Source organism: Rhodococcus sp. NPDC004095 (assembly GCF_053604015.1).
This window is the reverse complement of sequence record NZ_JBSGGS010000004.1, coordinates 128,306-139,908: the sequence shown is the minus strand read 5'-3', so window position 1 is coordinate 139,908 and position 11,603 is coordinate 128,306. Positions and strand designations below refer to the sequence as shown.

Genomic DNA, 11,603 nt, shown 5'->3' with positions numbered 1-11,603 from the left:
AGCGGACGGAGCCGGGTCGCACCGGACCTGTTGGCATGCGCATCGCCGGTTCGTCAATGCCGGTTCGTCGTGCCGGTTCGCAGTTGTTTTACGGGAGGTTTGGGCTAGATGTCGGGTGTTGAGCCGCGGGGGCACTCCCTTGCTGTCGAAGATTTGCCACGGTTGATTGCGGAGGTTGTCCGGCTCGAACCCGATCGCTCCGCGATCGAGCACGCCGGCACCGGTGTCAGCTACCGAACACTGCACGCGGAGCTCGAGAGTCTCGATGCGGCCATGGGAGGCGCGCTCGGGCCCGATGCGCTGATCCCGGTGGTCCTCTCGACGCTGCTGCCGGGGCTCGACGAGACCGTGGACGACGGCATCGCGACCGTCCTGGACCGACTGTTCCTGGACGTGAGCGAGGCAACCGGCACGCGCGCCGTCGCACCGCGCACCCTCGCGACCCTGTTCGACGAGCAGGTCGCGCGCACGCCGGACGCGATCGCGCTCGAGTTCGACGGAGCCGCGATGACCTACGCGGAATTCGATGCCCGTGCTAATTCCCTGGCGCGCAAGCTCATCGAGTCCGGAGTCGGTCCCGAGTCGATGGTCGGACTTGCCATGCGGCGCTCGTTCGACCTGTTGGTCGGCATGTACGCAATTGTCAAGGCCGGCGGTGCCTACGTGCCACTCGATCCCGACCACCCGGCGGATCGCATCGGATACGTGCTCGACGTCGCCCAGCCGACCGCGGTCCTGACAACTGCCCGAGACAATGTGTCCCTGCCCCCGACGGGGACCGTGTTCGAGATCGACACCCTCGACGTATCCGGATACTCGGGCGCCACCGTCACCGATGCGGACCGACGCTCCCCGCTGTCGGCGGACGGCGTCGCCTACGTCATCTTCACGTCCGGTTCGACCGGACGGCCGAAGGGCGTTGCCGTCGGTCACCGTGCCATCGTCAACAACCTGCTGTGGCGGCAGTCCGAGTACGGCTTCACCGCCGACGACGTCTTCCTGCAGAAGACGCCTTTCACCTTCGACGTGTCGGTCTGGGAACTGTTCCTGCCGTTGTTGGTCGGCGCCAAGTTGGTCATCGCCACCCACGAGGGGCATCGCGACCCGGCCTACCTGGCCCGCACCATGATCGAACACGGAGTGACCGTCGCTCACTTCGTTCCTTCGATGCTGTCGGTCTTCCTCGCGGAACCGGCTGTGCGACAAGTCGATTGCCTGCGGATGGTGTTCGCCTCCGGAGAGGCGCTGCCTGCCGACGCAGCGGCCAGATTCAGGGCAACTGTCGCGGCGGACCTGCACAACCTGTACGGACCGACCGAGGCCGCCGTCGATGTCACCTACCACCGGACGAGCGAACGGGACGGCACTGCGATCCCGATCGGATCCGCGGTCGCGGAGACCGAGCTCCTCGTCCTCGACGACGGGCTGCGTCCGGTGCCTGCCGGCGTGCCGGGCGAGCTGTACCTGGCGGGTGTCCAGCTCGCGCGGGGCTACGTGCGGCGACCGGAACTGACCGCGGACAGGTTCGTCGCGAACCCGTACGGCGAGCCCGGCGCCCGGATGTACCGCACCGGTGACCTGGTGCGGTGGAGCACCGCAGGTGGCGTCGGTGGCTCGCTGGACTACCTGGGACGGATCGACTTCCAGGTCAAACTCCGTGGTCTGCGCATCGAGCTCGGCGAGATCGAGTCGGCGCTCCTCGCGCGGAGCGAGGTCGCGCAGGCGGTGGTCGTCGTCCACAACGACCCGAATCTCGGCGACCATCTCGTCGCCTACCTGGTCGCCGAACCGGGTGCCGCCCCCGACCATCGAGAGCTGACCGCGGACCTCAAGCAGCGGCTGCCCGACTACATGGTGCCGTCGTTGTTCGTGGTGCTGGACGCGTTCCCGATCAATTCCAGCGGCAAACTCGATCGCAAGGCGCTGCCTGCGCCGGACTTCTCGTCGCTCGCCCGTGAGTACCGGGCACCGAGCACCCCCACCGAGGAAACCCTCGCGGAGCTGTTTGCCGACCTGCTCGGTCTCGAGCGGATCGGCGTGGACGACGACTTCTTCGAACTCGGTGGCAATTCCCTGATCGCGACCCGGGCGATCGCGAGGGCCAATGCGGACTTCCGCGTCCGGATCGACGTGCGCGAGTTCTTCGACGCGCCGACGGTCGCCGAGCTCGCCGTCGTCATCGACGGTGCTGCGGTCGCGTCGACCGGCCCTCTGCTCGGGTCGCTCGACCGCCCCGACCGAATTCCGTTGTCGCTGGCCCAGTCCCGGATGTGGTTCCTGAACCGGTTCGACACCGAGTCGGGCGTGAACAACATTCCGATCGCGGTGCGCCTCTCGGGTCGCGTCGACGAGGACGCCATGCGGGCGGCCGTGGCGGACGTGGTTGGCAGGCACGAGGTGCTGCGCACGATCTATCCGGAGACCGAGAACGGTCCGATCCAGCTGGTTCTGCCGACAGACCAACCGGTTCCGGAACTCGTGCCGACGAGGGTGGAGGAGTCGGAGCTCGTCAGCAAGGTGGTCGCACTGGCGGGCGCCGGCTTCGACGTCACCGCCGAGGTACCCGTGCGGGCGGCGTTGCTGACCACCGGCGACTCGGATCACGTGCTCGTCATCGTGGTGCATCACATTGCGGCGGACGGGTTCTCGATGGGACCGCTGGTGCGGGACCTCGTCACCTCGTACATGGCACGCTCGGCCGGTACTGCTCCCGGCTGGGATCCGCTCGAGGTCCAGTACGCCGACTTCAGCGTGTGGCAGCGCGCCCACCTGGGCTCGGAGGACGATCCGGAGTCGCTGATCTCGGCGCAGCTCGGATACTGGAAGCAGGCTTTGGCGGGCCTGCCGGAACAGCTGGATCTGCCGTCCGACCGGCCGCGGCCTGCGGTGGCGTCCAACCGCGGCGCCGGCTACCGCTTCGCCATCGATGCTGACCTGAAGCAGTCCATCGAGTCTCTCGCCCAGGCTCAGGGCACGACGCCCTTCATGGTCGTGCACGCGGCGCTGGCCGTGCTGCTTGCCCGACTGTCGAACACCACCGACATCGCCATCGGCAGCCCGGTCGCAGGTCGCGGCGCTGCCGCGCTCGACGACGTGGTCGGCATGTTCGTCAACACCCTGGTGCTGCGCGCCGAGGTCGAGTCGGCGCAATCCTTCGAGGACCTGCTCGCGCAGGTGCGCGAGGACGATCTGGCGGCATTCGCGCACGCCGACGTGCCGTTCGAGCGGTTGGTGGAGGTGCTCAACCCGGCTCGCTCGCAGGCACGGCACCCGCTGTTCCAGGTCGCGCTGTTCTTCCAGAACCTCGCCCAGACCGAGATCGCGCTTCCCGATCTCACCGTGAGTGCCGTCGACTTCGACGCGGGTGTGGCGAAGTTCGACCTCCAGCTCGAAGTTCTCGAGTCGAGCGATCCCAGCACCGACTCGCAGGGCCTGACGGTCCTCGTCACCTATGCGACCGATCTGTTCGATGAGGGTTCGGTTGCGGAGTTCGGGCGTCGGTTCGTTCGGATTCTGTCTGCGGTGACGGCGGATCCTGGGGTTGCTGTCGGTGACGTGGATTTGTTCGATGGTGCCGAGCGGGTTCGGGTGTTGGATCGGTGGAACGATTCGGCGCATGTGTTGCCGGCCGGTGAGTTGCTGTTGGATGCGTTCCGGGCGCGGGCGGCGGCGGTGCCGGATGCGACGGCGGTGGTGTTCGAGGGTGAGTCGCTGACGTATGGGGAGTTCGCGTCGCGGGTGAACCGGTTGGCGCGGGTGTTGATTGCGTCGGGTGTGGGGCCGGAGTCGTTGGTGGCGTTGGCTGTTCGGCGGTCGTTGGATCTGGTTGTGGGCATGTATGCGGTGCTCGAGGCTGGTGGCGCGTATGTGCCGATCGATCCGGATCATCCTGCGGAGCGGATCGGTCACGTTCTCGATACGGCTGATCCGGTGTGTGTGCTGACCACCGGGCGGGATGGTTTCGATGCGGCAGGGGACAGGTCTGTCCTGTGCATCGACACGGTGGATGTGTCGGGGTTGTCGGATGCTCCGGTGACCGATGTGGACCGGGCTGCTCCGTTGCGGCCGGGGCATCCGGCGTATGTGATCTTCACGTCGGGGTCGACGGGTAAGCCGAAGGGTGTTGCGGTTCCGCACGGTGCGATTGTCAACCAGATGCGGTGGATGGAGGACGAGTACTCGTTCGCTGCGGAGGACGTGTACCTGCAGAAGACGGCGACGACGTTCGATGTGTCGTTGTGGGGGTATTTCCTGCCGTTGCGGGTGGGTGCGACGTTGGTTGTCGCGACGCATGACGGTCATCGGGATCCGGTGTATGTGGCGGATGTGATTGCGGCGCACGGGGTGACGTTGACCGACTTCGTGCCGTCGATGTTGACGGTGTTCGCCGAGTACGCGCCTGCGTCGTCGTTGGTGTCGTTGCGGGATGTGTTCGTGATCGGTGAGGCGTTGCCTGCGGAGACGGTGCGGGCGTTCGGGTCGGTGTCGTCGGCGCGGGTGCAGAATCTGTACGGGCCGACGGAGGCGGCGGTGTCGATCACGTATGCCGATGTGACGGACGTGGTTGCCGGTGGGGTGGTGTCGATCGGGCGTCCGCAGTGGAATTCGCAGATGTATGTGCTCGATTCGCGGTTGCATGCGGTGCCGGTGGGGGTTCCGGGTGAGTTGTATCTGGCGGGTGCGCAGTTGGCGCGGGGGTATTACCGGCGGGTGGATCTGACGTCGGATCGGTTCGTGGCGAATCCGTTCTCGTTGTCGGGTGAGCGGATGTATCGGACCGGTGACCTTGTCACGTGGAGTGCGTCGGGTGAGTTGAACTACATCGGGCGTACGGATTTCCAGGTGAAGTTCCGTGGTCAGCGGATCGAGCTCGGTGAGATCGAGACGGCGTTGCTGGCGGATGGTGCGGTGAGCCAGGCGGTCGTGCTGGTGGTGGCGACGGCGACTGGTGATCAGTTGGTCGGTTATGTGGTGCCGTCTGCTGGTGCGGAGTTCGATGTCGCTGCGGTGCGGGCTGGTCTCGGTGATCGGTTGCCGTCGTACATGATTCCGTCGGCGTTGGTTGTGTTGGATGAGTTCCCGTTGAACTCGTCGGGGAAGTTGGATCGTAAGGCTTTGCCGGATCCGACTTTCGAGGCGAGGGAGTTTCGGGCGCCGGCGTCGCCTGTCGAGCGGGCTGTTGCTGAGGCGTTCGGGGAGGTGCTCGGGGTCGGGCAGGTCGGTTTGGATGACGACTTCTTCGAGCTCGGTGGTAATTCGTTGGTGGCGACGCAGTTGGCGGCTCGGCTCGGGGCTGCGTTGGACATGCGGGTGCCGGTTCGGGATTTGTTCGAGGCGTCGACTGTTGTTGCGTTGGCGGCGCGGTTGGGTTCGCAGGCTGGTAGTGGTGGTCGGGTTGCGTTGGTGGCGGGGCCTCGTCCGGAGCGGGTGCCGTTGTCGTTGGCGCAGCAGCGGATGTGGTTTTTGAATCGTTTTGACACGTCGTCGGCTGCGTACAACATTCCGTTGGCGATCCGGTTGTCGGGGGAGTTGGACACCGACGCGATCGCCTCCGCAGTGAGGGACGTCCTCGGCCGCCACGAATCGCTTCGGACCGTCTACCCGAACGACGGAGTCGCGCCGGTTCAGGTGGTCCTGCCCGCCGGCGAGGTCGAACTCGACCTCGCTCCCGTCGACGTCGACGAGAATTCCCTCCGCACACTGGCGCTCGAGATTCTCACCGCCGGATTCGACGTCACCGCAGCTCCGCCCGTGCGTGGACGGTTGTTGCGCACCGGAACCGACGACTACGTGTTGGTGATGGCTGTCCACCACATCAGCGCCGACGGCGTGTCCATGGGCGTCCTGGCGCGCGACGTGATGATCGCGTACACCGCGCGGACTCTCGGTCAGGCGCCCGTCTGGACCCCGCTGCCCGTGCAGTATGCGGACTTCACCCTCTGGCAGCGTGAACACCTCGGATCCGAGGACGATCCGGATTCGGTCGTGTCGAGCCAGATCCGATACTGGCGCGAGGCGCTGGCCGGCCTACCGGAACTGCTCAACCTGCCGACCGACCGGCCCCGGCCCACGGTCGCATCCGGTCGTGGCGACATCGTCCACTTCGACATCGACCAGAACCTGGTGTCGCGCATCGGCGAGCTCGCTCGGACACACCGTGCGTCCACCTTCATGGTCGTGCAGGCGGCGCTGAGCATCCTGCTCGCGCGGATGTCGGGAACCGACGACATCGCCATCGGCACCCCGGTCGCAGGACGCGGCGAAGCCGCCCTCGACGACCAGGTCGGCATGTTCGTCAACACGCTGGTCCTGCGGACCGCGGTCGACGCCTCGGGCAGCTTCTCGGACCTGCTCGGTCACGTCCGTGACGACGACCTTGCCGGATTCGGCAACGCCGACCTGCCGTTCGAACGGCTCGTCGAGATCCTCAACCCAGTTCGCTCACAGTCGCATTCGCCACTGTTCCAGGTCTCGCTCACCTTCGACCCGCGGCGCGAATCCACATTCGAACTGCCGGGCGTCACGCTGTCCGCCTTCGACTACGACTACGGAACCACCCAGTTCGACCTCGCTCTCGGCATCACGGAGGACGTCGACACCGACGGCATCGTCGCCGGGATGACGGCCGGTCTCCGATACGCCACCGACCTGTTCGACCGATCCACGGTCGAGGCGATCGGGACTCGCCTCGTGCGAATCCTCGAGGCCGTCGTCGAACAGCCCCTGCAGCCGGTCGGCGACATCGACCTGCTCGACGACGTCGAGCGTGAGCTCGTGGTCGACACCTGGAACGCGACCGAGTTCGAGCTGCCCAAGGGCACGCTGGTGTCGCTGTTCGAGGCTCAGGTGGCGGCGTCGCCGGATGCGGTGGCAGTGTCGTTCGACGGTGCGTCGATGACCTATGCGGAGTTCGCATCTCGAGTCAATCGCCTTGCGCGGCACCTGATTGCGTCCGGGGTGGGTCCGGAGTCCCTGGTGGCGGTCGCGATGCGTCGTTCGCTCGAGATGATGGTCGGGATCTACGCGGTGCAGGCCGCGGGTGGCGCGTACGTGCCGATCGATCCCGATCAGCCGGCGGAACGCACGGGTCACATCCTCGACACCGCGGCACCGGTCTGCGTGTTGTCCACCGGCCGAGACGGTATCGACGGCGCAGGGGACAGGTCTGTCCTGCTCCTGGACGAGACGGACCTGTCGGGGTACCCGGACCTGCCGGTGTCGGACGGGGAGCGACTCGCGCCGCTGCGTCCGGAGAACACGGCGTACGTGATCTTCACGTCCGGCTCGACGGGTAGGCCCAAGGGTGTCGCCGTGAGCCACGCGGCGGTCGTGAACCAGGTGGCCTGGCTGGCCTCTCGGTACGCCTTCGGCACCACGGACGTGGTGCTGCAGAAGACGCCGTTCACGTTCGACGTGTCGGTGTGGGAACTGTTCGTGCCGCTGATCACCGGTGGTGAGGTGCACGTCGCTCGGCCGGACGGTCACCGTGACCCCGAGTACCTGGCGTCGGTCATTGCCGAGCGCGGCATCACCGCCACGTCGTTCGTCCCGTCGATGCTGTCGGTGTACCTCGACGCGCAGACCGGGACCACGGCGTCGAATGGTGCGTTGCGCCACGTCTTCGCGGCGGGTGAGGGGTTGCCTGCCGAGACGGCGGTCCGCTTCGGCTCGACCAGTGCGGCGCAACTGCACAACCTGTACGGCCCGACCGAAGCCGCGGTGCACTCGACGCATCGTCAGGTCGACGGAACCGAGACGGTGTCGGTTCCGATGGGAGCGCCCGTGTCGAACACCCAGGCGTTCGTGCTGGACGCACGCATGCATCCGGTGCCGGTGGGTGTTCCCGGCGAGCTGTACCTGTCGGGTGTGCAATTGGCGCGCGGTTACCACGGCCGGGTGGATCTGACGGCGGACCGGTTCGTCGCGAACCCGTTCCGGTCGGGTGAGCGGATGTACCGGACCGGTGACCTCGTGGAATGGTCGCGGTCGGGTGAACTGGCGTACCTGGGTCGTACGGACTTCCAGGTGAAGTTGCGCGGCCAGCGAATCGAACTCGGGGAGATCGAGGCGGCGCTGCTGGCGGAGGCCTCGGTTGCGCTGGCGGTGGTGACGTTGCACCGCGACGAGCGGACTGGCGATGCACTGGTCGGATATCTGGTCCCGTCTGCCGACACCGCCCTCGACCTCGGGGCGCTGAAGGAGGCGCTGCGGGCGACCCTGCCGTCGTACATGGTTCCGGCGGCGTTCGTCGTGCTCGACGAGTTCCCCCTCAACGCGTCGGGCAAACTCGATCGCAAGGCGCTGCCGGCCCCGGTGTTCGAGGCGAAGGAGTTCCGCGCGCCCTCGACGCCGGTCGAGGAGATCGTCGCCGGGCTGTTCGGTCAGTTGCTCGGTGTCGAGCGGGTCGGCGCCGATGACGACTTCTTCGAACTCGGCGGCAACTCGCTGATCGCCACCCAGGCGGTCGCGCGGCTCGGCGCGGCACTCGACGCGACCGTCGAGGTACGCGCGCTGTTCGAGGCGCCGACCGTCGCAGCGCTCGCGGTCCGCGTCGGTGCGCTCGCCGGTGGGGGACGTCGACCGGCGCTGACCGCGATGGATCGGCCGGACGAGATCCCGCTGTCGCTCGCACAGCAGCGGATGTGGTTCCTCAGCCGGTTCGACAGCGATTCGGCCCGGAACAACCTGCCGGCCGGGATCCGGCTGTCCGGCGCGCTCGACCTGCCGGCTCTCCAGGCGGCGATCGCGGATGTCATTGCGCGTCATGAGGTCCTGCGCACGATCTACCCGGTGTCGTCGGACGGTGTCGGGGTTCAGGTGGTCTTGCCTGCCGGTACGTCCGTTCCCGACCTCGATCCGATCGAGATCTCCGAGGACCAGCTCCTCGCCGTGGCCACCGAGACCGCGCTCAAGGGATTCGACGTCACATCGGAAGTACCGCTGCGAATGCGCATCTTCCGGATTTCCCAGACCGAACACGTGCTGATGATCGTCGTCCACCACATCGCGGCAGACGGCTTCTCGACGGGCCCGTTGGTGCGAGACGTCATGATCGCCTACGCGGCTCGCTCGGCGGGCGAGGCACCGGGCTGGACGCCGCTGCCCGTCCAGTACGCGGACTACACCCTGTGGCAGCGCCAGGTCCTGGGATCGGAATCGGACGCCGGCTCCCTCATCAGTGCGCAACTCGACTACTGGACGACGACTCTGGCCGGACTCCCCGAACAGCTGGATCTGCCAGGAGATCGGCCCCGCCCCGCCGTCCTCTCGCATCTCGGAGGTGCGGTCGAACTCGCGATCGACGAGCGCCTGCACCGAGCGGTGACCTCGGTTGCCCGCGAACACAACTCGACTCCGTTCATGGTCGTGCATGCAGCGCTCGCCGTGCTGCTGGCGCGGTTGTCGGGCACCGGCGACATCGCGATCGGTACTCCGGTCGCCGGTCGCGGCGAGGCCGCACTCGACGACCTCGTCGGCATGTTCGTCAACACCCTGGTGCTGCGGACCGAGGTGCCGGCGGGTGCGCCCTTCGCCGAATTCCTCGGTGGAGTGCGCGACGTCGATCTCGGCGCGTTCGGGCACGCAGACCTGCCGTTCGAGCGGCTCGTCGAGGCGGTGAACCCGGCACGATCACAGGGGCGGCATCCACTGTTCCAGGTGGCTCTCGCCTTCCAGAACCACTCGCAGCCGACCCTTGAACTCGACGGGCTGACCATCAGCGGTCTCGATGCCGAGACCACCATCGCGATGTTCGACCTGCAGATCACGGTCGTGGAGAAGACGGGTGTCGACGGTGCTCCCGCGGGGGCGCTGGTGCATCTCACCTACGCGCGGGACCTGTTCGACGAGTCGACCGCTCGCGAGTTCGGGTCGAGGTTCCTCCGGGTTCTCGACGAGGTGGCCACGGATCCGTCGACCGCGGTCGGTGACATCGGAATCCTCGAACCGGCCGAGCGTGCCGACCTCACCGAGCGGCGCGGACGGGGCCATGCCGACACGCCGGACATGATGCCGGTGCCGCGCACCCTCGCGCAGCTCCTCACGACCGGACCCGACTCCGGTGCGGACCGGGTCGCCGTGGTGGGCGACGACGGCCGCGAGGTGACCTACCGCGAACTCGACGAGCGGTCCTCGCGACTGGCCCGAGTGCTGATCGAAGCAGGCGCAGGGCCGGAGACGGCCGTGGCCGTGGCAGTGCCACGGTCGATCGAGTCCGTTCTGGCGGTGTGGGCCGTCGCCAAGTCGGGTGCGGCGTTCGTGCCGGTTGACCCGAACTACCCCGCGGACCGGGTTGCTCACATGGTCGCCGACAGCGGAGCCGTGGCCGGTGTCACGATCGCGCGCTTCCTCGACGAGCTGCCCGGCGGAGTCAGCTGGCTGGCGCTGGACGATTCCGATCTCACGGTGCGCCGCGACGCTATGTCCGCGGCTGCAGTGAGCGATGCCGACCGGATCCGTCCGCTGCGGCTGGAGAATCCGGCCTACGTCATCTACACGTCGGGTTCGACGGGCCTGCCCAAGGGCGTCGTCGTCACCCACACCGGTCTCGCGAACTTCGTCGATCACCAGCAGGCGGACTACCGAATCACTGCCGCCGACCGCACCCTGCATGTCGCGTCGCCGAGCTTCGACATCTCGATCAACGAGATGCTGCTGGCCGGTGCGGCCGGCGGCACCCTGGTGATCGCCCCGCCGAACGTGTTCGGCGGCGCCGAGCTGGCAGACCTGCTGCGCCGCGAACGGGTGACGCACATGGTGATCACCCCGGCGGCGCTCGCGTCGGTCGACCCGACCGACCTCCCGGATCTGCGTGTCGTCGTCACCGGCGGCGAGGCGTGCCCGCCGGAGCTGGTGGCGCGCTGGGCCGGCGACCGAGAGTTCGTCAACGCCTACGGCCCCACCGAGACCACGATCGTCGTCACGAGCACCGACCCGCTGGTGCCGGGACAGCCGGTGACGGTGGGCGCTCCGGTGTCCGGGGTGCGGGCGATGGTGCTCGACAACCGGCTCGGGCCGGTTCCGGTCGGTGTGACGGGTGAGTTGTATCTGGCGGGTCCGGCGTTGGCCCGCGGTTATCGGGGTCGGCCCGATTTGACGGCGGAGCGGTTCGTTGCCGATCCGTTCTCGCCGTCGGGTGAGCGTATGTATCGCACGGGTGATCTGGTGCGGTGGACCGCGGACGGGGAGCTGGACTACCTGGGTCGTGGTGACTTCCAGGTGAAGGTGCGTGGCTTCCGGATCGAGCTCGGTGAGATCGATGCGGCGCTGTCGGCGTTGCCGGGGGTGGAGTTCGCGGTCACGGTCGGGCACGACGGTGTGGGCGGGACGACGTCGTTGGTGTCGTACGTGCTCGGTGCGGATGGGATCGAGCTCGATCCTGCGGTGTTGAAGGTGGCGCTGGCGGGGTCGTTGCCGTCGCACATGGTGCCTGCGTCGATCATGCGGTTGGATGCGATTCCGCGGACGCCGGTGGGCAAGTTGGATCGGAAGGCGTTGCCGGAGCCTGTGTTCGAGGCTCGGCCGTTCCGTGCGCCGTCGACTCCGGTCGAGGTGGCGGTGGCGGCTGTGTTCGCCGAGGTGCTCGGTGTGGATCGGGTCGGTGC

General features: G+C 67.4%; 1 protein-coding gene (cut by a window edge). It reads left to right on the top strand.

Annotated elements, in window-relative coordinates; genetic code table 11:
- Positions 1-162: 162 nt before the first annotated feature.
- Positions 163-11,603, top strand: the start of a protein-coding gene (locus tag ACWEPG_RS08990) for a non-ribosomal peptide synthase/polyketide synthase (protein ID WP_452594283.1). Its footprint extends 16,876 nt past the window's final position; the window shows 11,441 of its 28,317 coding nt (coding positions 1-11,441); its start codon is at positions 163-165; its stop codon lies off the right edge, out of view.